Here is a 26,760-nt window from a genome sequence, read left to right as displayed (position 1 = left end):
CACGCGGCGAGCCAATGAGAGCAGTGCTTAGGGAAGGAAGTCCAAGCCGGGTAAATAGAACGTTTTCTCACGATCAGCGTAAAAAAACCTATTATGGCAGCGAAGAAGACATTATCGCCTCAAGAGTCGTTCATACTGGATCAACGTGATTTGGCATGGCACTTAAAGGCTTGGCGAGACTATGTAGCTTTGCTGCCATTTGATGACCCGTTTGCCAAGCCAGGCAAATTTAATAAAGACGATGAGTCGTGGAAAAAGTTTTTTTTCCCGTCCGATGAAGCCGGTGATTCAGTCGACCCCGTCGCGGCACTACTTGAGTCGGTAGCTCAGCCCAATGGCTTGCTGCCTCCCCAACAAGCCTTTCTGATCGCATTTTTAGCCGCGCTCAACGTGCCGCGAGACCTGTTTAACACAATACCGGCTCGGCATCGCGCGCTTTATTATCGGGACGAGCTTGGTGTGCGGGAACGCCCTGCCGTGCCGGATCAGGTGATGCTGTCATTCACGCCAAGCCAGCCAACCTTGATGTTGCCGGCCGGTGAACGGTTCAGTGCGGGTCAGGATAGTGCAGGGACACCATTGGAATATCGGCTTGATGAGGATGTGTGGGTGAATCAGGCGATGCTCACGGACGTGTGCTGGTATCAGTCGAAAAACCATAACGATAACCCTCAAATCCAGCATCCTGCCATGAAGCGGGTGGTGCTTGATACGCTTGGTCAGTCTGCCACGGTGTGGCCAAACGAAGGGGTGCGGCTATTTAGTTACGATCCTCAAAGGGACCAGACCGTGGTGTCCGGGCGCGTGGTGGCTTCGCCGGTGCTGGCTGTTGCGCAAGGGGAGCGCGAGATCGAGGTGACGTTTGAGGGTGACGGCGGCCTGGTAAAAGAAGACCAGAACCTCAGTGCATGGATGAGCGGGGAGAAAGGTTGGGTCCCCCTAAAGAGTCTCCCCATCATCGGTATGCCGCCTGATGGCTGGAAGGCGGTGTTTGTATTACAGGCCGATCAAGGCGCCATAGCGGTGCCCGCGGGGTTGGATGGTTTTAACGATTCCGTGCCGTTGCTCAAGATAACGTGTCCATTGACTGATATTCCACGTGTTAAGCAGATTAACGTCACGGTGCGTAACTCCACCCAGGTGATGATGGCGACCGATGACAGTGTGGCAGAAATAGGTAAAAAGAGCACGCCATTCGGTGAATTTCCCGCATTGGGCAGTAGCTTGTATTTGATGTCGCCTGATTGGTGCAACAAGCCGGATTGTATGCTGACCATCACACTGAATCCGGCGTGGACGGGATTACCCACGCAGAATTTCCACGATTGGTACCAATGGGACAGCGTGGGCGGCCAGGGTGGAGAGTCTGGTTACGCCATTTATGGCGGTGGCGTACCCGCGAATAATCAGGCGTTCACGGTCAAAATGACGGTGGCAAATGGTCAATCAGACGGTGAAACGGTCCCGTTATACGACAATCAATCGTCGGGAGACGCTCCGCCGCCGATAGGCGCCTTGCTAGCCTTTAACGAGATTGAGACACTCACTGCTCCCATCATTGAAAGTACCGATCCGCACGACTGGACACAGTATCTTCGTTTCGAATTGACGGGTCAGGACTTTGGGCATGCTGCGTATCAGAATTCACTTGTCGCGCCGCAATATAAGAATACGCCTACGATTATTGAACTCCATCCCCCCTATACACCGCGGTGGACATCGTTATCGGTGTCGTACGAGTTATCGACAACAAAGCAGCTCACCCGGCATCCGCTCCCGTCGGGTTGCGCCATTGCTTCGTCGGTGCTGGCCGTTGCGGGCGGGCAGCGTGTGATCGAAGTGACATTTGATGCCTCTATCGGGGCAAGAGAGGACCTGAGTGCATGGGTGAGTGGGGAGAACCAAAGTTGGATTTCCCTGCAGAAGACCGAGAAGATCGATGATGATAAAAAGGCTTCATTTGTATTACAGGCCAGTCAGGGCGCAGTAGCGGCGCCCGCTGGGTTGGATGGCTTCGATGATCTTGTGCCGTTGCTTAAGATGACGCATTCATCGGCTGAGGTTCCAGGTGTTACGCAGATCAACGTAACCGTGCACAATTCTCCCCACGTGTTCATGGCGACCGACGGCGGTGTGGCGGAAATAGATAACGAAAACAAGCCATTTGGTGATTCTCCAGAATTGGACAACAGCAGCTTTTATTTGATGTCGCCGGACTGGTGCAACAAGCCGGATTGTAAGCTGGCCATCAGGCTGGACCCAAGTTGGGTGGGATTGCCCGCGCAGAGTTTCCAGCGTTGGTATAAATGGGACAGCGTTGATGGCCAGGATGAGAATTTTGGCTATGCCATTTATGATGGTTGCATACCTGAAAACAATCAAGTTTTCACTGTCGAAATGACTGTGGCAAGCCGTCAAACGGTGATAGCTGGCAATTCATCAGATAACGAGAAGCTCCCGCTATTTGAAGACAAATCGCCGGGGAACGATTCGCCACCGATTGGCGCTTCGTTAGCCTTTAACGCGATTGATGCGCTGAACGCCGATATCAGCCTAGATCCCGATCCGCGCCAGTGGGACCAGTACCTTCGTTTCAAACTGACGGGCCAAGACTTTGAGCATGCCGTTTATCAAAGTTCTCTGAACACACCGCTCTACAAGAATACGCCTACGATTATCCGGATTCATCCCCCGTATACGCCGCAGTGGTCATCGTTGTCCGTGTCGTACAAACTATCGACGGCTGCACTCGACACCCAATACCAGCTTACGCCATTTGGCCATTGTTTGGACGATGCGCCAATGGCCCGCGAGTTGGGGCAACCAGCGCGTCAATTAATGCTGGGCTTCACGGGGATACAGCCGGGACAAGATTTGACGCTGTACTGGAAAGTGCGAGCAGCCAATCCCGATGTGTTGTTGTCTTGGGACTATCTTTCCCAGGACAAGGATAAGAAGAGCTGCTGGCAAGCGCTGGACATGCAGGTACATGATAAAACAGAAAAATTGTCAATGTCCGGCTTATGGCGGACAACGTTGCCGCATGATGCGAGTCAAGAAGACCCGGCCATGCCCGCAGGGCGCTATTGGGTACGCGCACAGTTCAAGCCGCCTGCCCAGCACGAGCACGATGAGGAGCAGGATGACTTTGCGGTCAGTGACGATGCGGTGCGGCCTTCCGATTTTCCGTGGCTGTTGGGCCTGAATATCAATTGCATGACGGCTACGCTTGTCAATGTTGAGCATATTGCCGCAGATCATCTGACCACGCCCCTGCCTGCTGATACCGTCACGCGCAGTGTCGAGCCCATCGAGGGTCTGCAAACTATCACACAACCCTGGCCTTCCGAGGGTGGCCAACCCGTGGAAGAGACAGGAAGATTTTACCAACGAATTGCCCAGTGCCTGCATCACCGCGGCCGTGCATTGACATGGGGCGATATTCGGCAATTGCTCACGGAGCGTTATACGGAAATTCATGACGTACGAGAGGCCGCCCCCCGCGTGCAAGACAAAGATGATCCAAACGCTTATCCTTTAATTCAGCGTCTGGTCGTCATTCCAGAGCCTGATCAATCCGATAGCGGTGACCGGTTGCGTCCTGCATTCAATGCGTCACGGCTGAAGCAGATGAAACAATTCATTCTCGACAAAGCGACGCTATGGCTTAACCTTGAAATCGGCAACCCAGCTTATCGTGATGTCCCGCTCGCTTATACGATCGACTTTACTGCGAGCACGAATTCTGACCAGGGCTATCGGCTGGTGGCCCAGGCGCTCAGCGCTCAGTATATGCCGTGGGCCAATGGCTCCAGCCCGGGTGAAGTTCGTACGGGTGCAACGCTCGACTACTATGCGATGCTTGCTTTCATCGAACGTTTGCCGATCGTGATGCGCGTGAAGAGCCTATTGCTCGATGGACAAGCGCGAACCGTTTCGGCAAACGGTTTAGAGGCGTTGGTGCTCACGTTTGGCGAACGCACGTCAACACTTTTTGGACAACCTCAGCAGGTGAAGCTTCCGGCAGACTATACCCTTGTTGGCAAGCGCGTACGCATTAGCCATGACGGCCAGTATCTAGCGGTCGATGCGACTAAGGAGTCTGACAAGCCGGTCATTGCCATTTATGGGCCAGACAGACAATGGCGCCAGATTGACCTAGATGCCGGGCAGGCGGCCATATTTGAGTTGACTGGGCCGCATGCCTGTCCTGGTATTGCCTATCTTCGCGGTACCGCCGTGCAGTTTGATCTGCTCAATAACCAGCCGTTTGGCATCGGCCCAAGCTTCGAGGTGGACGCAAAAGAAGGCGATGTGACGGATCTCAGCGTTGAGGACAACGGGCAGTTTATCGCTGTGGCTCAGAAAGGAGGATATCTTCGTTTCTGGACACTCAACAACAATACGTATCAGAAAGTATGGGAGGACCCGATAACGCTGCCGGATTGGAAAGATCGCCAGATTGACCTCAATGGCGGCGGAACGCTTCCCTTAGTCGCAAGCTGCAAGGACGGTACGGGCGTTTATGTGTACCCGGACGTGATCCATCATCCTGATAAGCCTGTCCAATTGGGAAGTACATCAAGTGCCGTGTCTACTCTCAGCCGGAACGCGCAGGTGATCACATGCGCGTATCAAACGGATATTACTATTGATCAGCTACAAAACGGCATCTGGCAACGTGCCGGTAAGGGCATCTCATTGGCTCAGCCGGTGACTAGTGTGAGTCTGAGTGACACCGGCTATGTTCTGGCCGCCGGCGCTGCTGATGGCAAGCAGGTTGAAATTTGGATCGGTGTGAATGGTCCCGATCCCACCTTGTTGCAAACGCTTGAGGCGGAAACAGAGTTCGGCACAAGTGTGAGCTTAAGCGGCAATGGCTTAATACTTGCGATGGGCGGCGAACAAGACTCAATCCTATTGTTTCACCGGGCAGCAGAGTCAATATGAGTCCGCTGTTGATTCGACGGTACACACCGTCTACGCGCCGGGAAACAGACACTTTTATCGACTGGGGCTTATCGCATGGATGACGCTGAACAGGAGTACGACGCGATTCACTTTGATAGCCTGTGGGCCACGGCGCTGGATACGTTGCGTACGCTCGCTGGCCAACAATGGACCGAGTTTGGCGAGCACGATCCAGGTGTAACGTTTTTACAGGCGCTCACCTATAACGTGGCCGATCTAGCTTATCGGCACACGCATCCGCTAAAAGATTTGCTGACGCTCAGTCCTGAGGATGTTAAACGGCGTGAAGAAAAAAATCGGAAGCGAATTTTTCCATTGACGTTTGGCCCAGATTGGGTGCTAACCTGCTCACCGGTCACGGAAGGCGACTATCGGCGCGCGGTTCTGGATCTGCGCTCAGATGAGACAATGCAGGCTGCAATCCTATCGCAGGGTTTTTACTTTATGGATGCGCAGCTGGTACGGGAGCCCTTCGATCTCGAACAGATATATAGCTATCGGTACGATGAAGACAATCGTCGTTTCTGGTTCGATTTCGGTCTGCTTTCCGGTCACCCGCAGCTTGAACCCAATCAATTCTGTTTGTTAGGCGGATACCACTTGTATGTGGCGAAGCAGCGCGATATCGATGAAGAAAAAGCGAAGGAGGCCTTGCAAAGGTGTCTGCGAAACAATCGTAATCTGTGTGAGCAGGTGCGCAGGGTCATCTGGCTCAATCCCCAAAACGTGGACGTGCAAATCGATATCGAACTCGACGATGAGTGGCAGGATCCGGTCAAGACAATGGCCGCTCTTTATCAGCAGGTGGATGCTTGCATCAGTTCACCGACGAGGCGAGCGGGGGCGCAGCAGCTCGTCGAGCAAGGCATCCCGGTGGAGGCAGTCTACGATGGTCCGCGATTACAGAACGGCTGGATTACCTCAATACCTGACCCCGTTGACTACACGCAGTCCCGTGCCGTCGATATTAGTGGACTTGCTCAATCACTACTGGCGCTTGCCGGGGTCGATAGGCTGATGAAGCTGCAAATCGGCGATATACCGTCCTGGACAACGGTGATCGGCCCGGCATGCTATCCGGTCGCCTGGGGGGACGATCCGATTGCTTCGTTAACCGGTGATTCACCTAAAGTCCGCTTATTTAAGCGAGGCAAACTACAAACTATTGATCCAGACGCTCTCAAACAAGCGATCCAAGAGGCGCAACCCTCCATCGTCACGGACACGCCTACGGGCGTGCCGATTGGCCGTTGGCGTGGCGATACCTACGCACCAGCGAGCAATCGCATTCCGCCGTGCTACGGCTTGCAGGATGATATTAAGTATCAAGAGGACGAAGAAACAAAACGTCTGCAACGCCAATACCAGTTCTTTTTGCCGTTCGAGCAGTGGATTGCGAACGGCATAGCGCAAACGGCCAATGTTGCCAAATTATTGGCATTCGATCGGTACACCTTGAAGCAAGCTGCGCCAGGGAACGTATGGGGATTTCAGTGGCCTTATTTGCCGGATTCTCACTTGAATGATTTGTTCGATCACTGGAAAAAGGACCTAACCGATTGTATGGTCGAGCGCTCGGAGGATTGGGCCAAAGAACTGGCGATTATCGGCTATCTACTGGGGTATTTTGGGGAAGGTCTAGGCGTGTTGCGTGATGAGGCGCGGCTTCATGAATTTATTCAGGTTCAGCAAGGCTACCTCGAAAATTTTTGTACGCTGACCTACAACCGTGCCAATGTCCAAATCGGTCAGATCTCCGATCTTCAGAAGCGAATTGCCGCTCGGCTGGGCATTGGCGCAGAACTCTTTGCCCTGCCTCGTGGCGGCAAGCTGAACAATCTACCGTTTTACCTGATTGAATATTGGCTATTGTTACCGCCGCAACCCAGAAAATCCATTCAGTTCGGGCCTGCGACTAAGGCAGTCATTGAATTTTTAGATAAACAGGAAACGGAAAAAGAAGCACTAGCTCTGAGCTTTGGAAAGGGAGCAGACGTTCCCGAAATCGGACAACTCTTTAAAATGACTGTGACAGGCGGTTCTCCACCGCCTGATGTTAGTGCTTATCCTTGGGCGGTTGTTTCGAATGTAAAGGAAGAAGAAAAGTCTATTACGCTATCGTTCGATCTGCAGCACAATAACCAGCTGTATGTCGATGCTGAATACATTGTGGATGGTGTACACAATAAAGCGTGGCAGCTGTCTTGCGAGACATTGAGCGAATGGATGTGGGGCGTCGACTATCCACTCGTCTATGCTGCTGATCAATCTGGCTTACTCGATAATCAGCGGAAGCGCTGCCAAATTGCCTCCAGCGCGACAGCGATCCAGATCGGGGATAAGATTGATATTCCACCTAATCGAAACATTCCGGGTGATCCGATCAACGTGGTGGTTGAACAGGTGAACATATCGCAGGGCACCTTTGTAGCGAAATGTGACACTGGCGCCCAGTGGCCAGGAACCAACGCAGACGGCAAAACACTTCGGCGCTGCTACATCGAGCGTTCGTTACCCCTGGCAGACCAGTTTTCATTTAGCATCGGCGTCGTGTTGAATCGCGAGAGCGATTGGTTCTCTCCGTCTTCTAAACCCAGCGATGTTATCGAGTGGGTTGAGCAGGTTGTACGAGATGAAATTCCATGTCATATCCAATCGACTGTCCACTGGTTGAACCGTAGCGCATTCCGTTCCTTTGGACATGCGTACAATGGTTGGCAAAATAGCGGTTGTCCGTTCGGCGATGAGGCATATCAACTGCTCGAGCTCCTGTCACTGAGTCGCTTGCCAGATCAACCGGCTGGCATTGGCACGGTCTCTCTGTATAAAACAGATGGAGATGTAAAGCTTAATCCTGATGGGACTTATCAAAACGAAGAGGCCGTTAAGGAAAATGAAGTGATGTATATCTTAACAGATAAACCGTACTAATCACCATGCGATATTTGAACGCGAGGCTGCTGATATTACCGGTGAGGAGCTTATGACGCTGCAAAAAGCCATGCACCGAATATTGGGCGCCCGTTTGGAAGTTAAGATTGCCGATTTAAAAAAGCGTTTCGGGACCGGCAGAAAACCGAGTGAAGGCGATTATGTCCTCTTATTTAACGTGCTCGAGGCATTATGTGATGCGCTGGACATGGCGCAGGATCTAACGAAAGTTGTGCCGGGTGATGGACTGCGGTTGGAACAAGACCGTCTCGCGCTGAATCTGGAGGCAAAGGGTGGGTTGAAAATCAACGCATTGGCGCCGTATCTTTTTGCTGATTTCGACGGCAGCACATGTTTAGCGGCCGATGAAAACGGTATCTATGTTAAATGCCGCCCCGTGCTTCATGATGGTAAAGGCCCCCTGTCTGTGCAGACGGGATTTGGCGTGAGAGTCGAAACGGTCGATGGTGCCGAAAAAGTGGTGCCGCAAGGCGTGAATCAACCCGTGGGCGGTATTCGGGCTACGGACGACGGCTTAAGGGTGGCGGCAGCCGGTAGCGGGCTTACTATCAAAGAGGGGCTGGCGTTGACGTGCGGCAAAGGCATGAGCGCTGAGCAGGGGCTGCAGATCGTGCTGGCTAAGGATACAGCGTTAGTGCTCGATGCTGATGGTCTGCATGTGTGTACAGGCAAAGGCAATGCGCTGCAGATTGACGAGAAGGGTCAATTGACGCTTAATCCAAAAGTCTCGGTTAGCACGTTTGAAAAGATGTCATTCGCCGAGCGTCAAGAGATATGGAAGCTTTTAGAAGCGACCACTCACCCCCCCGCGATCGGTAAACTGCGTATTTTGAGTCAGTCTGAAGATGTGCACTTGAGTGGCATCCTCAATGATCAGGAAAAAATTGAACTGGCCAGAGTTTATTTTGTGCCAGCTGCTTCAGAGCAACCGGCTCAGGCGGTCACGGGCGATTTAGCATCGGTCATTGTGCAACTCAAGGAGGCATTTCAGACAGAAAAGTTACCGTGTCCCGAGCATTACGTGTCATGGTTCAATGTACTCGAAGCGTTGTTTGACGCGCTGGGTATGACGCAGGATCTAACGAAAGTCGTACCGGGTGATGGACTGCGATTGGAACAAGACCGTCTTGCGCTGAATCTAGATAAGAAAAGTGGGTTGAGTGTCGATCAACAATCATGCCTCACGGTCCACCTTGACGACAGCACATGTTTAGTAGCTGATGACAAAGGGATCGATGTGAAGTGCCACCCCGTACTCCATGATGGCCAAGGCTGCCTGGCTGTGCAAACGGGGCGCGGCGTGATGGTCGAAAAGGTGGACGGTGTCAAAAAAGTGGTGCCAAGCAATTGGCAAAGCAACAATCAACCCGTGGGGGGTCTTCAAGCCACGGCGCAGGGTTTAAAGGTCGCGGTGGCTAGCAGCGGGCTGACGACCCGCGAGGGGCTGGCAGTGGTCTGCGGTGGCGGTGTGAGTGTCCAGGACGGGCTGCACGTCGCGCTGGCCCAAGACACAGCGTTGGCGCTCGATGCAAACGGACTCCGTGTGCATACCGTCGAAGGCAACGCGTTGCGACTGAACGGCAGCGGCCAATTGGCGCTCGATCCGAGCGCTTTGGTCTCGGTTGAAACGTTTGAAAAGATGCCGCTCGCCCAGCGTCAAGAGATATGGCGGATTTTAGTGAAAGCAGGCCAAGAAAAAGAGGATGAGTTGACATGAGTTCAGACGACGAAAACGGCAGGCCGCAGAATACGCTCGTTCGGAATAGCCCGCTGAGAGACCGGATTGCAGAGCTAAAAGAATATTTTCAAGCGGGGCAGGTCCCGACTGAAGCTGACTTTTCCGAACTATTGGACCTGTTGCAAGAGGCCTGTCAAGCAGTTGGGGCAGTGGATCTTAATCCGGGAGCTGGTTTGCAGCTGTCTCCGCCGTCGACAAAATTGGACGGTCCGTTGAAGTTGAGCGTTAAGTGTGACGGCCAGACAACTGAGCTAGGCGCGGAGCAAGAAGGGTCAAAGGCACTGAAACTGAAAACGAACCCGGACGGCGCGTTGCAGGTTTCTGATGATGGAAAGCTTCAGCTTGTTTTCAGTTCGGAGTTGGAGGGGGCGGGTTTGCTTCAAATCCAAACAGGGCCGGGGCTGGAAATTATGAGGAACGCGGGGAAAGAAACCCTTGCGGTGAAGTTGCAAGAGGATAAAGGTTTGAAGTTTGACAGCACAAACGGCGACAGCGTGCAGATCCATTGTGGGCCTGCCATCAAGATCGATAATGGGCCGCTTGAGGTTGTACTGGGTGACGGATTGCAGTGGAATACTCAAGATAAAAATCTCGAGCTCAATCTGGCAAAAGATAGTGGTTTGATATTTAACGGTGAAAATGCTGTCGATTTGCTGCTTAATCCTCAAGAGGATAACGTGATAGAGAAGGTCGGAGAGAATGGCCAAAACGCTTTGCGTGTAAAGGAAGGTACGTTGCTTTGTGATGTCGCCACATTTAGAAAGCTCGATGAAGACCCAGCGGGCCGTCTGATCCTGAAGGCTATTTATCAGCTTCTATGCGACGCTGCACAGGAGGATTCATGATAAAACAGAATAAACGAGAGCGCTGCATGTAGTGGAAAAAGCGGTAGAGTATTACTTTCAACCTTTGACGGAAAATGGGGCGATTCGACGAAAGTTGATGAAAGCGTTAAATTTAGATAGCGGAGTATATTCTTCGTATCAACGTGGAATCAGCGGGACTCGATCGAATAGTGAGTAATGGAACCAGATAAAGATCTTGGTGCAAAAAAAAATGTCGATGAAGAGGGCTCCTCTACAGAGGGCCCCTGGTCGCTATCAAAGCTGAAATCGTGCTTTGAAGCCAAACATGTTCCCCGACAAGAGCACTTCGAGGCCATTCTGGATGGGTTGTCGAAATGTTTTAAGGCCATTGGTATCGATTCAGAGGGAAAGCCAGAATTGCCTGCGAATGGGTTATATTTGAATAAACTACCCAATGATAACTATCAATTATCTGTGTGCCTGGATGAAAAACGGTCAATGACCAGCGAGACAGGTAGTGTGGCTGTCAAGGTGGACAAAGATCGTGGAATCGGTTCGGATGATAAAGGTTTGAAATGTATTTTTGGCAATGAGTTGAGGGGCGAAAAGAATGAAAATGGTGTGACGATGCTTGCCCTGCAGGCGGGCTACGGGATTGAGGTAACAAAGGGCGGTGAAGGTGGTAAGGCTAAAAAAGTCAAACTGAAAATCAAGAACAAAGATGCATTAGTCTTGGATAAACAAGAGGGGTTGGGGTTGAGATGCAAGGAGAACAGTGGATTCAAGATCGATTCCACTTTGCAGCTCGATATATTTAAGGAAAAGGGACTAGTCATCCCAGATGAGGGAAGTAATCAAAATAAATTGAGTGTTCTGCTTGATAAGACAAGGGGCGTGGAATTTAATGGTGGGTTACGTCTTAAACTCGATGCCGAAAGTCATTTTGAAGATATTTCAAAGGGGCTTTGTTTAAAGCAGGGTGATGTATTTTCGAAGGAGGTTTTTGAGAGTCTTGGAAAAGAATCATTGAAAAATATATACAATTTACTTCGTTCTGTTTTTGATGAAAATGGTGTGCCGTTTGGGCCTGAAATTAAAGATTTTTTATGGGCGGATGCCGCTTGCGGTCGTTACGATAACTATCGCTCGAATAGTGGATGGTTTTCTGTTTTGACTATTAGTGAAAATGGCGAAAATAAATCATCAATGTTTTTGGATCGGGAGGGGAGAAAAGATATTGAAGGGGAGGTTGGGGATTCAGTTGTTATTATTGGCAATAAATTGGTTGCCATTGGTGTATGCGAAGAAGAATCTGAAATTCACTGTATAGATGTAAGTACTACACGCTATAGGGATGAAATATTTCAACTTGAACCAAAATCTGGTTCTAAAATTTATTTTAGTGGGCCGCTATGCTTTAGTTCGGATGGGGATCGAATAATCTTGTTAGATGACGACAAGAAAAATGTCAATGTATATTATTTTAGTGACGAGGGCGGTGACGAGGGCGGTGATGGAGGTGTAAAGAAAAAATACGAAAAAAGTGATGATTTTATCTTTAATGATGATCTTCCTTTTCATGTTGTTCCAACCTGTGTAACGTTGAGTGGAAACGGAAAATTTGCAGCGGTGGGGGACGAAGAAAAAATATATTTTTTTAAAGAAGGGGGTGGAAAAAAATGGACTAAAGAGCACGAATGTGAGTTGTCCCATTCTGCGCTGGCCATCGGTGAAAATGGAGATTATTTCGCCGCGATAGAGAAAGATGTCATTGGGGTTTATCGAATTAAACGGGAAAATACCCCCGCTCTTTCTATTGATAGAGTGCAAACGCTTGGTTATTCCGCGCGGTCCATCTCGATGAAAATAATTGAAAGCTCGGAAGAACAAAAAGAACAGTATCTTGTTGCAATCAAATCAGACAATAATGAGGCCCCCTTTTTAGGGGTGGTATTTAAAGGCTCAGTTATCGGGTGACATCACAGTTTGATGATTGCGTCGCGCGCCTGAAAGGGAGCCTGTATGAGCTGGCTGAACGGCAGGCTGTCCCAATTTTTGGAAAGTTTATGTTAGAAACGCAATTACAAGTTGATGAAGCCGTTCAAGACACTGCGGCAACAGCGCTTGCGCCTTTTGTCTCGACGTATGACCGCTTGCCGTACACTTCGTATCCGTTCGAGCAGACACACCCAGGAGCACTCGCTGCGTTGGCAGGACTATTCGGGCTTACCGCGCCGCCAGTGCATACCGCGCGGATTCTAGAGCTGGGTTGCGCGGCTGGCGGAAATCTGATTCCGCTCGCCGCTGAATTTCCTGAGTCGGTGTGCGTGGGTATCGATCTGTCGCCGGTCCAAATTGAGGATGGGCAACAACGCATTGCCTACTCGAGTTTGCACAATGTGCGCCTCGAATGTCGCGACTTGCTCGAGCTTCCTGGCACATTAGGCCTATTCGATTACATTATTTGTCACGGTGTCTACAGCTGGGTGCCGCCTGCGGTACGTGCGGCAATTATGCAAATCTGCCAACAGCATCTGGCCCCCGACGGAATCGCGCACGTTAGTTATAACGTGCTGCCGGGTTGGCGGCAGCGGCAGGCGATTCGGGATGCGTTGTTGTGGCACATTTCAGCGGATGTGGAGCCCGCTCAGCAGCTCGAGCAGTTGCGAGCAATGCTGAGCTTTTTGCGAACGCATGCATCGTCCGATTCGATGTATGGCTCGGCAGTATGTGCGATCATCGACGATTTGACGCAGCGCTCAGATCCGTATTTGATGCATGAATATCTGGCTGCAACCAACGCACCGTGCCTATTCAGCGAATTCGTGCAGGCGGCCAAAGGGCTGGTGTTTCTGTGCGAAGCGCGCTTAACCACCATGCTGCCGGAGTTGAGCGCTCCCGAGCGGGCAGCCGCGATCCGTGCGTGGACGGGCGACCGGTTACTGGCGAACGAGCAGATGAATGATCTCGTCTCGGGCCGCCCGTTTCGTGAAAGTTTGCTCGTGCATGATCATCGGACGATTGATCGCACATTGCGGGCTATGCAGATAGATAAGCTGCACGTCGTTTTGTGTGGACCTTACCGGTTCGAGTTGGAGAATGACGCTTGGATGTTGCATGCTCCTCAAGGTCAATACCGGACGTCTGACCCCATTGTGCAGGCGGCTTTGAATACGCTTATCTTACGGTATCCGGCTTCGAGTACGTTGGATGAACTGAGTGCGGCTGCGGTGGGATCTGGCATTTCAGAGCCCATTCGAGCAGCAATACGTGATGCGCTGTTTTATCTCGTGGTGGGCGGGCTCGCGATCGCGCGCACGGAACCGGTGTGCGCACAACCCGCGAGCACGCTGGAATGCACGGTGCTGGAGGATAAACTGGACACAACATTTTGCTGTGCCAGTGCGCTGGCACGCAGCGATGCCGCAGCCGGCGCGCGGGCCACGGCGAATCTGCTTCACCGGCCTGTGCAGCTTACAGCCATTGATATCCTTCTGTTACCTCGCTTGACGGGGGACATGTCGATCGCTGCGCTACTCACAGCACTGGCGGGTGCAGTGACAGAAGGGCTGCTCAAGTTTGCTGAGCACGGCGATGTGTCGCTGCGCGAGCTGCTCATCGCACGTTTGCGGCATTATGCGCGGGCGGCATTGCTGGTCGCACAAGCAAAGGACGAACCAGGCGGCAACCGGCAGGATGCCGAGCACGACCAGGTGCAAGCGATGACCTTATCAGGGGAGGTGTCAAGATCAGGGGAGGGGGCAAGCACAGCCGGGCAATCGATTAATGAAGCGATTGTCTCGTTCAGTTCGCCAGAAAATTGACTGGAAAGCAGCCGTGTCCAAAATTGACCGAATGCGCTTATCGTTCAAGGCTGAGCAGTTCGATGGTCACGCGTTGCTGCGTGAATGCAGCCAGTTGTTTCACCAGCGTGTGCTGGCTGATCTCGATCAACTCATCCATCGTTTAGCGAAGCAAGCCTCCCGTCCCAGACTCATCAAACGGCTGGTGGTCGATCTAGGTGTGTTGGACGCGTCCGGCTGGAAAGAGCAATGGCGAACGCGCTTGTTGCAGCGAGTGGAGCAGGCGCTTATCGAGGAATTGGCACGTGCTGAGCAAGACAGGGCCAATGAGGACTCAATGGCACCGCATGATGAGTCCGAGGCGTGGATTCACTGGCTGCAGACGGGCATTGGGACAGCGTCAGCTGCACCGTCTCTTTCCGCGATGAAGGTGCAGGTACATCCAGCGATGCCGGCAGCACCTGTGACGCAGCTCACCGAGAGCGCTATGCGCACTGTGCGAACCCGGCTGCAACAATGGTTGCAAGCGAACCCGGGATTGCACTCAGCAGTGCGTCACCGGTTGGCGCAGCTGTGTGCGATACCGGCGCTACAGGATATTTGGGCTGCCTATGAGGCTCAGCACTTCGAACCGGCTAAAGCGGGTAGTCTAGCCCGTGCGGCACAAGGCATTCCGCTCACCCCATACTCCCCGGACGCTATTGCAGAGTCCAATCGGCCGGCTTCGGAGGCAGTGCCCGCACAGCAAGGTACCATCTGGCCAGACGCATCTGCGCACGCACCGGATATGCCTTATCGGATGAACCCCGCGATCGTGCCAAACGAACTAGCTGGCTTTAGCGCTGGTTTTGGGCTGCTCTGGCCGCTGTTGCCGGGCATGTTTCGCGCGCTTGAACGCAATAAACCGGCGGCGGATACTGATGATGCATTGCTGTGGACTGCGTTGGAGTCTTTTCAGTCACATTCGGCAATGCCGACATCCTCCGCAATGCAGATCACCGAGAAGGCCATACATACCGCACGAACCCGTCTGCAACAATGGCTACAAGCGAACCCGGTGTTGCGCCCAGCAGTGCGTCACCGGTTGGCGCAGCTGTGTGCGATACCGGCGCTACAGGATATTTGGGCTGCCTACGAGGCTCAGCACTTCGAACCGGCTAAAGCGGATAGCCTAGTCCGTGCGGCGCAAGACATTCCATCCGCCACACGTCTGCCGGGCGCTATTGCAGAGTCCAATCGGTCGGCTTCGGAGGCAGTGCCCACGCAGCAAGATGCCATCAGGTCAGACGTATCTGTGCGCGCACCGGATATGCCTTATCGGATGAACCCCGTGACCGTGCCAAGCGAACTAGCTGGCTTTAGCGCTGGTTTTGGGCTGCTCTGGCCGCTGTTGCCGGGCATGTTTCGCGCGCTTGAACGCAATAAACCGGCGGCGGATACTGATGATGCATTGCTGTGGACTGCGTTGGAGTCTTTTCAGTCACATCCGGCAATGCCGACAACCTCCGCAATGCAGATCACCGAGAAGGCCATACATACCGCACGAACCCGTCTGCAACAATGGCTACAAGCGAACCCGGTGTTGCGTCCAGCAGTGCGTCACCGGTTGGCGCAGCTGTGTGCGATACCGGCGCTAAAAGATATCTGGACTGCCTACGAGGCTCAGCATCCCAAACCGGCTAAAGCGGATAGCCTAGTCCGTGCGGCGCAAGACATTTCATCCACCACACTTCTGCCGGATGCTATCGCAGGATCTAATCGGCCAGCTCCAGAGGCGGTGTCCGCACAACGTACCATTCGGCCAGATGCACCCGTGCTACCAGATACTCCCGATCGTATAAACAGAAGCCGTGACCGGAACGCCGCGTTCATACCGTCCGAGTTTGCCGTCTTGAACGCGGGTCTCGTGCTGCTGTGGCCGATGTTGCCAGGCTTGTTTCGCACGCTTGCGCTACTCGATGATGCCAATCACTTTATCGATGTCAGCGCACCGTTGATTGCTGCGGGTTGGCTTGATGAACTGGCTTGGGGCGATGACACGGTCGCCGAGTGGCGTACACCGGTTAATAAACTACTGTGCGGTGTGGCACTGGACGCTACGTTACCCGATTGGCAGCCTGACCCAACGGTGAGGGCGCAACTGAACGGCTGGCTCGCGGCGTTGCCATCTCGCCTGCCGGGGTTGCATCGCTGTGGTGTGACTGACGTGCGGCAATTGTTCCTGCAACGTCCCGGCATGCTGACGCGTCAGCCCAATAAGCGCTGGACGCTGCAGGTTGAACCGCATGCGGCTGACGTGCTGCTACACACGATTCCGTGGCCACTCGAGCAGGTGTGGTTCCCATGGTGTAACGATTCGTTATGCGTGGAGTGGCGAAGATGAAGAGTAAGTGCTTACCACACTCGTTTTGCTGAAGATGCGCATGGTAGGCACTACGGACTACCCGCCCCCTTCCCACTTAAAGGTGGTACTGGCGGCGAGCGTGGTTTGCAAGGGATTTTGCTCGTCATACCCGCTTTTGAAGTAGCCGAGCGTATATTCGATGCCATTCTCAACGTTCTGACCTTCAGGGAGGGCGAACACACCGTTTCCCTTGTTGGTGTGGATTGGCACCGGCGAGAAGCATCGAGGTCTTTTGTAGTAAAGCTCAGACACCGTAGAGCCCTCCCACAGTCCGACCCAATCGTTGTCGTCCTTTGGATTCATCCCTCTTGGCACGCAGAGCCAGTACGACAACGATGCCGGGCCGATCTGAGTTACCGAAAACGATAGGCTATCCGTGGGGGAGGATACCGTGAATCGACCGTCGCCCACACCTTCGATGAGCAGCGTAGCGACAATAGCCCTAACGTTGTCATTTACCGCGTAGGCCATTAAGTACGGTTCTTTACTCAATGAAAGCCCCGTGAAGTTGGTCGAGGCGTTAGGTTCGTTGCGACTGATGGACTGCAATCTGAAAGGCGTGATTTTGACGAGAACGTCCTCTCCCTTCGTTTGCCAAAGATAGACAGTATTTTTGTTTGTCTTCGGCTGGTTTCCCGGCAGTGTGTCATAGCGAAAAGGGATGATTCTCGGCTTGATGTCCTCCGCTTCGACAGTGAACTGAGTGATCGAAGTTGCTTGGGAGGAGGGCTCGTCCATCATTTTTCCCTCTTAGTTTGAGAAAAAGGAGCGCATACTTTTGACTGACCTGGCGCGGCTGAACTCAGGCACGGGCGACCGCCGGGGTCCCTTCATTCGCCTGGGTGCTGCCCGGCGTTTATGGGCCGGTAAAGATGGTAACGGCGGCGAGCGTGGTTTGCAAGGGGTCTCCCATACTTCCCCCTTCTTGATTGTTATTCTTATCTTCTTCTTTACCTCCCACTGCTTGTTCGTTCTTCTTGTCTTCTTCCTTACCGCTGCCTTCTTTATCGACTTTCTTATCTTTCTTATATCCGCTCTTGAAGTAACCGAGGATGTATTCGATGCCGCTCATGAGGTTTTGGCCTTCAGGCAGCGTCAGTCCACCGTATCCGCTGTTGATGTCGCTTAACACCGGCGAGGAGAAGAGGGGTTTTTTGTAGTAGAGTTCCGAAACCGTAGAACCTTCCCACAGTCCGACCCAATCGCCATCGTCCTTCGGACTCATTCCTCTCGGCACGCAAAATTGGTAACACAATGATGTCGAGCCGACCTGGACCACTGAGAACGCCAGCTTATCTTCTGGGAGGGATACATCAAATCGGCCATCACCCACACCCTTGATGAGTAGCGTGGTTACAACGGCGTTCACGTTATTCGCTACCGCGTAGGCCATCAAATACGAGTCTTTAGCCAGCGAGAGCTCGTCGAAGTTGATGAGATTATCCGCCCGATTAGAATCGATGAGCATCGATTTTCGCTGTGGGTCTTCATGAAAGGGGACCTCTTCTCCATTTGTTTGCCAAAGGTAAACGATATTCTTATTTGCCTTCGGCTGGTTCCCAGGCAGCGTGTCATACCGAAACGGTATGATGGTTGACTTGATGTCTTCTGGCTCGACAGTGATTGAAGTGAACTGAGAGTGGAACCTACCTGGGCTTATTATCATATTGCCTCCTAGTTTAAGGCCTATCCGGATGCTGCTTAGTGCTTAGGGACCCCTGAAGTGAACAATGGCGGCGAGCGTGGTCCGCACGGGTTCGTTTGGTTTGTTCTGATCGTATCCGCTCTTGAAATAGCCGAGCATGTAGCTGGTGTTGCTCGCGAACTGCTGGCCGCCAGGAAGGGTCAAACTATCGTTCCCGTGGCTGTCGTCGATTGATATCGGCTTTAAGCCAAGGGGTTCTTCCGCATCGTTGTATAGTTTCGACACCGTAGTACCCTTCCACACTCCGATCCAATCCCCATTGGTTTTCGCGCTCATCCCCGCCGGTGTACGGAAGCTGTATGATACCGTTGTCGTATTGACATTGGTTATCTTTAACGAGAGTGCCTCGTCGCTGGGCGCCGGGATAATCTTGTAGCGCTTGCTGTCTTCCTGGTACTCTAGGCGCTGGGTGGTTACAACGGCATCCCTTCCTTCGCCCACCGCGTAGGCGATTAAGTAATTCGCCTGATCCAACTCAACGTTAAAGCTTTGTGAACCTTCGGCTGAATCGGAGGTAATTGAATGCTTCTTGTCCGTCGTTGAGGGGACCGTCCAACCTTCTGTCTGCCAGAGGTAGACGGTATTTTTGTATGTGTTCGGCTGATTCCCGTCCAGCGTTTTATAGTGAAAATCAATTTCGGTCGCGTCGATGTTAATAGAATTGACACTGAACTGGGTGAGGCTAGGCCTCGGAGGGCCTTTGAACGAGGTAACGGCAGCGAGCGTGGTCCGCAAGGGGTTTTGCGTATTGTATCCGCTCTTAAAGTAGCCGAGCATATAGTTGACGCCGATTTCGAATTGCCGAGCATCGGGAAGAGTCAAGCTACCGTTCCCAATGCTGTCGTCGTCTTCTACCGGTGAGAAGTGAATAGGCTCTTGCGTATTGTCGTAGAGGTCCGATACCTTGGGATCTCTCCACACTCCGATCCAATCCCCATCGTCTTTTGCGCTTGTCCCACTCGGCATGCGGAATCTGTACGACGCTGTTGTTGGATTAACATCGGTTATCTTAAACGAAAGTGCCTCCTCCTCGGGCGGTGTGATGACCCTGTATTTACCGCCGCCCAAGGGCTCTAGGCGCTGTGTAGTCACAACGGCATCCTTTCCTTCGCCCACCGCATAGGCGATTAGATAATTCGCAAGAGTCAACTCAACGTTAAAGTCCTGGGAGGAACTAGGGTTGTTGTCTTTAATTAAAGGATTTTTTATTAGATTTGAGCTTGATGGGGGAACCTCCCAACCGTTTACCTGCCACAGGTGTACAGTATTTTTGTATGTGTTTGGCTGGTTTCCCTGCAGAGTATTATAGTAAATGGGAATGTTTGTTGCGATTAGGTTTTTCTCATCGACATTAAACTCGGTAAGAACAGAGGGGTCGGTGAGAAGTTTGGTTGGTGACGACACATTTTTCTCCTATTTGAATTTTTAATTTAAAGGATATATGTTAGTTTGCCCCATGCAGCTGAACTTAGGGGCAGGAGAGAGGGCGCCCAGGTACCTTCATTGCCCGGGCGCTGTTCAGTGCTTAGGGACCCTTGAATTTGACAATGGCGGCGAGCGTGGTCCGTACGGATTCGTTTGGTTTGTCGTGATCGTACCCGCTCTTGAAGTAGCCAAGCATGTAGCTGGCACCACTTACGAATTGTTGGCCGCCAGAAAGGGTCAACCTATCGTTCCCGTAGCTGTCGTCGATTGATATCCCCTTCGAACTAATGGGATGTTTCGACGGGTCGTAGAGGTACGAACCCGTAGAACCCTTCCATACCCCGACCCAATCCTTGTCGGCTTCCGCGCTTGTCCCGCTCGGCATGCGGAAGCTGTACGACACCGTTGTCGTATTGACATTGGTCATGTTAAACGAGAGTGCTTCCTCCGGAGGCGCTGGAATTACATCGTATTTACCACCGCTTTGGGGCTTCAAGAGCTGCGTGGTCACGACAGCCCCCTTTCCTTCGCCTACCGCGTAGCCTATCAAGTAAAACCGATTAGCCAATCCAAGATCTGAAAAGGTCTGGACGCCACTGGCTAGTGGGGAGTCGATTTTATGGGTTTTGAATACCGTTCCGGGAATTTCCCAACTACCTGTGCTATCTGGGCCACCTACGTCCCACAGGTAAACAGTATTTTTGTTTCTATCCGGTTGATTTCCATCCAGCGTATTATAGAAAAAGTTAAGGCTGCTTGAGTCGATGTTATCCTTATCGACCTCTAACTTAGTGAGAACGGCTGGGTCAGCGAGAAGTCTAGCAAAAAATTTCATCATCATTTTCCCCTATTTTGCGTTTTTGGCAAAGTGGTTGGCTACTTCTTATTAGGACCACGACGCTTTCTCAACTTCCTGCAACTTCCCATCCATTGAGAATGGTGTCGCTGAAAGACCGCATACGTCTGACTTGCCCGGTGCAGCTGAACTCGTCATCGATGAGGTGACTGTCCCACCAGCTTGAGTTCCCTGGCCAACCAACAGCGAACTCACACTCACTTTAGTCTATGTTTAAAAATAGTCAATGACTAAATTGCCCCGGATGCTGTGGAGGCTCGTACTCTTGAGAGAATGGAGCCATGAACAACAGGCCAAACAAGTTCCACCGGAAGTCCGAGCGCGCGCCGTGCGCCTGGTGCGTAAGCAGCGTCTACCGGCACCATGCCGTACAGTTTTGCGATCCGTCAAAACGCTGCGCCTGTGCAAAACGCGATGAAATTCTGTAACCGGAAACAAGCTGTCCCCTGACACATTCATTGTTGCAATGTTGACGCATTCAATGCAATCCACGTCTTTTGCGGTGGAGTTTTATCTTTTTTATTCACAATACAACGTGACAAAGATATTTAGTTAGGCTAAATGTAAGGCCAAGTAGTGTTGTGAAATTTGCAAGAAACGTGCATATTGACGCGTGAGGACTGCAAATCCTGAAAGGCGTAGACGGGTCCGAGGACACCGGTGAGCGAGGGAGATTGATCCCGCCAAGCGCTGCGCGAGCTGTTCCTATGCGCCCGGGCACGCTGCAGCAAGAAGACGGCAGGCTGCAGTTTAGCGTCGAGCGCGCGGTGATCGACATTCTACTCAATGAAGTGCCGTGGCCGCTCACGCAAGTACCGCTGTCGTGGCTGCCGGTCCCAATCAGCGTGATGTGACTTCAATGAAAACTCTCTCGACTGACGTGTTAGACGCCCTTGCATCGGGCGCTGGGCAACCCGATACGGTTGATTGGGCCAATGCGCCGCCTGCGAATGCAGGCGTGGCCCATGCGTTCGAGGCGCTGGGGCCATGGCTCGAATACGTCGACCAGGCGCTGCAGCACCTGCTGGTGTGGCAGCACCAACGCGAAGACGACCGCTTTAACATAGCGGAGTTGCTGCACACGCAGGAGGCGCTTGAAGCCACACGCACGCAACCGCGCGGCATGCCGCATTGGAGTACAGCGAGCGGCGACGCTCCCCCGTGGACAACGCTGTGCGCACCCGTGCCGTGTGGCCGGCTCGCCAACGTTATCGACCGATTCGGGTTGACGCATTTTGAAACCCAGGTGCTGGTGCTGTGCTTATTGCCGCTCATCGAGCCACGCTACCGCGCACTGATTGCTTATTTGCAAGGTGATGAAGGCGCGAGTTGGCCTGGCGTGGAGCTGGCGTTGACGCTATTTAGCGCCACGCCGGTGGAGCGTATCGCACACCGCCACCAGCTTTACTCGAGCGCAGGCAGCCTGTTGCTTAATGAGCTTGTGCATACGACCGAGCGCAATGGCCGCGCATGCGCGCGCGACGATGCAGCCTACCTGCGCGTGAACGAGACCGTGTTTCGCTATCTCAGTGGGGCGGACGCGATGTCGCTGCCCATGGCACTGACGGAACTCGCGCAATGGCACCCCACCTCACACGCCGAAGAGGCGCTGCGTCACGGCGCGTGGGCCGCGTGCGCGGAGCAGATTGCGATGTTCTGTTTCGGGACCGGATCACGCGCGATGCCCACCCCATTATTACTACTGCAAGGAGGCGATGGCAGCCAGGCGCTTATCGCGCAGCTAGCCAGCGAGGCTGGCCGTCCAACCTTGAGCGTCAATCTGCGGGCGTTGCCAGACGATGCGACGGATGCCTGGCCGCTGCTACTGGCGGCGCTGCGTGAGGCGCGCTTGCACGGCGGCATACTGGTATTACAGCACGTCACCGAAGGCCTATCTCGGCACAGACCGCTCCTCGAGGCACTGGAGCCACGACTGGCGCGGCATGGTCAACCCATCGTGTGCCTATTGCCTACGCAGGAAACAGCAGAGGCGTTCGCAAGCCTGCCGAAGCTGCGCCTGACGATGCCGCCGCGCATGCACGAGGATAACGTGCGGTTGCTGCAAGCTGGCCTGGGGACTAGCAGTGATGGGTGGGATCTGGCAGGCTTGCTTAAGCGCACACGGGTGAATCCGGACACCTTGACTTCAACGCTGCAGGAGGCGCAAGGCTATCGGGCACTGCGTGGGGCGCAAGCGCCGCTTGCAGAAGCCGACCTGTGCCAAGCGCTGCGCGTGCGGGGCCAGCAACACTTTGGGCAACTCGCACAGCGCATGCAGCCGCAGCGCACCCTCGACGACCTGATCGTGAACGAGCACCTACGTGAGCAGCTGCACGAGATTCTCGCGGCCATCCGGCAGCGCGACGCGGTGCTGACGCGCGGGTTCGCTCGCAAAGTAGGCTATGGCACTGGCATCAGCGCATTGTTCTATGGCGAATCGGGCACGGGCAAGTCGATGGCCGCAGAGGTACTCGCTGGGGAGTTAGGGCTGGATTTGATCCGAGTGGACCTGTCGACGGTAGTCAACAAGTATGTCGGCGAGACAGAAAAGAATCTGTCGCAGATCTTTGATCTAGCGGTGGCGGACACGGGCGTATTGTTGTTCGACGAGGCGGATGCGCTGTTTGGCAAGCGCAGTGAGGTAAAGGACGCGCAAGACCGGCATGCGAACATTGAAGTGTCGTACTTGTTGCAACGGCTGGAACAGTACCCCGGGCTGGTGGTGCTGACGACGAACAATCGTGCGCACTTGGATGATGCGTTCACACGCCGCTTAACGTTTATTACGCGTTTCGAGACACCCAATGCCGTATTGCGTGAACGCATGTGGCGGGCGATCTGGCCGGAGCAGGTGGCGGTGGATCAGGAAGTGGATTTTGCGCGGTTCTCGGCGGCCACGGAGTTAACGGGAGCGGGCATCCGGAACGTGGCGTTGCTGGCGAGCTGGCTTGCTGCCGAGGAGGACCGAGCGGTAAGTTGGGTTGATATCGCTCGCGCGGTGCGCCGCGAGCTGAGCAAGACGGGGAGGATTATGCCGCAGCTTTAAGTAAAGGCCTTTGCCAATGCAAGGCGGGGGCTGATGAAAACGTCAACTTTAAATGACGGATGCGGTCATCGCAGACTAAATCATGGATAGGGGCGAGGAGTCAGAAAGTATGCAGCCGATCATCACTTTGAATAAAGCGATTGCACTTTCATTGGAAAAATACTTGTCGCGGATCAGCGATGTGCCAATCGATATTCGTTTTGATATTCCGGACAAAACATTGCTACCGGATATGCCAACTGTTTGCGTGTTCCTCTATGACATTCAAGAAGACCTTGAGCTACGCCAAGGGCAATCACGTCAGTATTGTGCAAAGACAGGGACATTTGATGCTAGACAAGTCAACGTGCGTTGTTGTTATCTTGTAACGTATTGGGAGCAACCGAAGAAAGAGGGGATGAAGCCAGACGGTCAACCGATGATAGTAATGAATGCGGTGCTCGATGCACTGCTCAGTGCTGAGCTGGGTACGCTGCTTCGTGACGCAGGTCTGCCGTCATTTGCGCGGGTGATCGCACCATTGGAGCATTTATCGAGTTTGGGGAATTTTTGGCAATCGTTGGGCGATCGGCCACGCCTGTGTCTGAATTTTCAAGTGACGATACCAATTAAAATAGTTCCTGACCAGCCTGTAAAAGCGCCACCCGTGCTTAGTACGGAACTTGAATCGTCAAAATGGGAACAGTATGATAAATCGTTGCCCTTCAAGCGCGCGCTGGTTAAACAAGTTCTGCAGAAGTCCGACGTCAACACAATGCCTGAGGTACGAGCACAGCTCGCACGTTTGGCCATAACATGTGAGTACAAAGAGCCCGATCAGCCTGTGGTTCACGTAAGCGGCCTACTTGACCAAGCGACAAATAATGCAGTAGAAGAAGTGATTAAAGATTATAACAACCGTTGGAATGAGATAGATAAGGATCTACCTAATTCTCTAATGGTAATCACTGATTTGACTGTAGTGAACGCTCCCGCTCACGATGCCGATTGATGAATGAAAGCTGACTTGCGTGTCTGCAGTGCCATGAATTTTAAGTATGGGAAAGAGGCTGATGGTGGATTGAGGATTGGCTTGGCTGTGACAGCAGCATAGATGTCGCAATGATATGCCAATTCAAGCTGATATTCTCGCGTAGACGATTTTGAATTTGATGTGTTAAATACGCAAACCTAGCATTGATTGGTTGCCTATAAATAATGTGGTGCCGTTAAGCTTGACGCACTGGTGCAAGCGGGCCAACGTCATCAAAAGTTCGAGTCTGAAGCGGGTGATCATTGGCACATTAAAGTTATGAATAAATACAGCTATTCATGAGGTGCACAATGCCAAAGACAAGTTCGTATGATATCCAATCCAAAAAACAAAAGAGAAATCAAGGTGAGCTTGCTACGCCAGACCAGGACGCGATGGACTTACAAGTTATGCCGCTCAGCCGGCGTAACCTGGACCCGGAAAATCCGGATCGACTACCCGAGAATCTGCCACCCTTAGATCACGCAGACCTACCGCCTCAAACACGGTTAACCCAGCTCAACATGCTGGGTTCACACGATGCAGGCACCTATTTGTTTAGTAAAGAAAAAGCGCAAGGCGGCTTTGCGTTGGGAAAAACATTTCCGGGCCCTTTTAAGTGTCAATCCCTGGATTTGGTGGGACAAGCTGAAGCGGGTATCCGCTATTTTGATTTGCGAGTAGAACGTGATAAAAGCAATATTTACCGATTTTTTCATAACTTTAGCTCGACAGGCGGGGATGCACTGGAAGAGGTCAAAAAGTTGCTTAGGTATGCGGCCGGAGATGAAAGAAATTTATATATAATGAAGTTGCATTTCAAAAAGAGAGATGCGAGGCACTTCATTCGTCAACTATCAGATTTCGAGCAACGTATTATTCAAAATAACGCATCAGGTTCAGAAAAGCCTCTTGGGAGTTTGACCATTGATAATACGATTGGCCAAAACAGAAATATTTTGCTGCTAGTCAAAAATGCGGAGGGTAGTATTATGGAGGGGTCTTTAAAGAAATATTTCTGGGACTATGATAAAAATACCAATACAAAATGGGCCGATCAGGCCGGTGGCTCAGGAACGGGATCTCATATTCTAAATTTTCATGGTGATCGCAGAGGCGACAGGGAAAATAAATTCAACATTATACAAACAAATATGCCAATGAGGGCTAATCCTATTTCAAAGGATTTTAATTATTTCCTTGGTTTAATGAAATTATTTAGCGTTAAAAATCTGGCCGCGGATCAAAAAGAGCAGGTTGCCAATTTTGTTCGTCACCTTGTTTTGCGAGGTGTCAGTCCGGGCATTATTTCGATGGATTATGCGGGAAAGGATGATAGATCTGATACGCGTTTATATAGACAATTGGTTGATGATGAAAATCGTAAATTAACTAACGCCAACAATGCATAATTAAAATTTAACTGGTGAAATATTTGTTGGGTTAGTCTACTGTATTCGCTGATCGAAACCTGAAAGGCAAATCGCGTCGAATCGTATGGCTATCTCGTCGCGCTGTTCAGGCTCCTACCACTGGCAAACACTGCCGACGATTACTAGGCCCTGTTGCCGTGACGGCTCTTCGCCTCAACGCACTGACGTATGGCAGACCACCCAGATTAAACCATGTCGTCTACTGAAAGCTTACCTTAATCCTGCGCATGCATGTCTCCCATTAGCGCCTCAACACTATTGAAGCGCTTGAGGTTACCTGCACGTGCCTCACGCATAGCCGCGATAGTCGTTTCATTCGGCACCAGCGGCTCAAATGGAAGGGTTTTTTCGTGGGCGACGCGGGTCAGCATGATGCGGAAAGCGTCGGATACCGTAAGGCCCGTCGCCGCCAGTATGATCGATGCCTCTTCTTTGATACGCTTGTCGATGCGGGCGGGAACAACCGCGTTTGCAGACATGGTGGGGTTTTCTAGCCTATGGGCTACATTATGGCCCATCTATCTGGAATGCGTACCTCGTTCATTGCCTAAACGTCATGACATCCCGCGGATTAGGCGCTTGCATGTGCAGGTTCCTGTCCTCATCGCC

General features: G+C 52.4%; 16 protein-coding genes. 11 read left to right on the top strand and 5 right to left on the bottom strand.

Annotated elements, in window-relative coordinates; all coding sequences use genetic code 11:
- The first annotated feature begins 93 nt into the window (after positions 1–93).
- The 7 genes from KQH55_RS14275 to KQH55_RS14245 all read left to right on the top strand — a co-directional run bounded on the left by KQH55_RS14275 (position 94) and on the right by KQH55_RS14245 (position 16,653).
- Positions 94–4,950, top strand: a complete 4,857-nt coding sequence (locus KQH55_RS14275; RefSeq protein WP_235091449.1) for a hypothetical protein — start codon at positions 94–96, stop codon at positions 4,948–4,950.
- 75 nt (positions 4,951–5,025) lie between these two features.
- Positions 5,026–7,902 (top strand): hypothetical protein, encoded by a 2,877-nt coding sequence (locus KQH55_RS14270; RefSeq protein WP_235091448.1) that lies wholly within the window; start codon positions 5,026–5,028, stop codon positions 7,900–7,902.
- A gap of 52 nt (positions 7,903–7,954) precedes the next feature.
- Positions 7,955–9,640, top strand: a complete 1,686-nt coding sequence (locus KQH55_RS14265) for a hypothetical protein (RefSeq protein ID WP_076796674.1) — start codon at positions 7,955–7,957, stop codon at positions 9,638–9,640.
- Entirely contained in the window at positions 9,637–10,506 is an 870-nt protein-coding gene (locus KQH55_RS14260; RefSeq protein WP_076796673.1) for a hypothetical protein, read from the top strand. Before KQH55_RS14265 ends, KQH55_RS14260 begins: the two co-directional genes overlap by 4 nt.
- A 177-nt stretch (positions 10,507–10,683) precedes the next feature.
- Positions 10,684–12,444 carry a hypothetical protein gene (locus KQH55_RS14255; protein ID WP_235091447.1) on the top strand — a complete coding sequence of 587 codons (1,761 nt, stop codon included), beginning with the start codon at positions 10,684–10,686 and terminating at the stop codon, positions 12,442–12,444.
- Positions 12,445–12,533: 89 nt separating this feature from the next.
- Entirely contained in the window at positions 12,534–14,291 is a 1,758-nt protein-coding gene (locus KQH55_RS14250) for a methyltransferase regulatory domain-containing protein (RefSeq protein WP_235091446.1), read from the top strand.
- 13 nt (positions 14,292–14,304) lie between these two features.
- Positions 14,305–16,653, top strand: a complete 2,349-nt coding sequence (locus KQH55_RS14245; protein WP_235091445.1) for a contractile injection system tape measure protein — start codon at positions 14,305–14,307, stop codon at positions 16,651–16,653.
- Between the two features lie 57 nt (positions 16,654–16,710).
- On the opposite strand, the gene KQH55_RS14240 is transcribed toward KQH55_RS14245, so the two are convergent.
- The 4 genes from KQH55_RS14240 to KQH55_RS14225 all read right to left on the bottom strand — a co-directional run bounded on the left by KQH55_RS14240 (position 16,711) and on the right by KQH55_RS14225 (position 20,639).
- On the bottom strand, positions 16,711–17,412 hold the full coding sequence (locus KQH55_RS14240) for a hypothetical protein (RefSeq protein WP_235091444.1): 702 nt from the start codon (positions 17,410–17,412) through the stop codon (positions 16,711–16,713).
- Positions 17,413–17,530: 118 nt separating this feature from the next.
- The gene (locus tag KQH55_RS14235) at positions 17,531–18,142 is read right to left on the bottom strand and encodes a hypothetical protein (protein WP_235091443.1); all 612 of its coding nucleotides are present in this window, start codon (positions 18,140–18,142) and stop codon (positions 17,531–17,533) included.
- Positions 18,143–18,382: 240 nt separating this feature from the next.
- The gene (locus tag KQH55_RS14230) at positions 18,383–19,783 is read right to left on the bottom strand and encodes a hypothetical protein (protein ID WP_235091442.1); all 1,401 of its coding nucleotides are present in this window, start codon (positions 19,781–19,783) and stop codon (positions 18,383–18,385) included.
- 121 nt (positions 19,784–19,904) lie between these two features.
- On the bottom strand, positions 19,905–20,639 hold the full coding sequence (locus KQH55_RS14225; RefSeq protein WP_235091441.1) for a hypothetical protein: 735 nt from the start codon (positions 20,637–20,639) through the stop codon (positions 19,905–19,907).
- A gap of 728 nt (positions 20,640–21,367) precedes the next feature.
- Here KQH55_RS14225 and KQH55_RS14220 point away from each other — a divergent pair.
- The 4 genes from KQH55_RS14220 to KQH55_RS14205 all read left to right on the top strand — a co-directional run bounded on the left by KQH55_RS14220 (position 21,368) and on the right by KQH55_RS14205 (position 26,130).
- The gene (locus KQH55_RS14220) at positions 21,368–21,514 is read left to right on the top strand and encodes a contractile injection system tape measure protein (RefSeq protein WP_235091440.1); all 147 of its coding nucleotides are present in this window, start codon (positions 21,368–21,370) and stop codon (positions 21,512–21,514) included.
- A gap of 5 nt (positions 21,515–21,519) precedes the next feature.
- Complete coding sequence (locus KQH55_RS14215; RefSeq protein WP_235091439.1) at positions 21,520–23,706, top strand: ATP-binding protein; 2,187 nt, start codon at positions 21,520–21,522, stop codon at positions 23,704–23,706.
- A 109-nt stretch (positions 23,707–23,815) separates the two neighbouring features.
- Complete coding sequence (locus KQH55_RS14210; protein WP_235091438.1) at positions 23,816–24,697, top strand: DUF4255 domain-containing protein; 882 nt, start codon at positions 23,816–23,818, stop codon at positions 24,695–24,697.
- A 332-nt stretch (positions 24,698–25,029) separates the two neighbouring features.
- A complete protein-coding gene (locus tag KQH55_RS14205; protein ID WP_235091437.1) occupies positions 25,030–26,130 on the top strand; it encodes a hypothetical protein in 1,101 nt (366 codons plus the stop codon).
- A gap of 236 nt (positions 26,131–26,366) precedes the next feature.
- On the opposite strand, the gene KQH55_RS14195 is transcribed toward KQH55_RS14205, so the two are convergent.
- Positions 26,367–26,630: a type II toxin-antitoxin system RelB/DinJ family antitoxin gene (locus tag KQH55_RS14195; RefSeq protein ID WP_076785779.1), complete on the bottom strand. Its 264-nt coding sequence runs from the start codon at positions 26,628–26,630 to the stop codon at positions 26,367–26,369.
- Positions 26,631–26,760: the final 130 nt, after the last annotated feature.

The sequence above is a fragment of the Mycetohabitans sp. B3 genome, from assembly GCF_021498065.1.
GTDB lineage: Bacteria > Pseudomonadota > Gammaproteobacteria > Burkholderiales > Burkholderiaceae > Mycetohabitans.
Note: the sequence above shows the minus strand (reverse complement) of the source record. Positions and strands in the feature narration are given on the sequence as shown.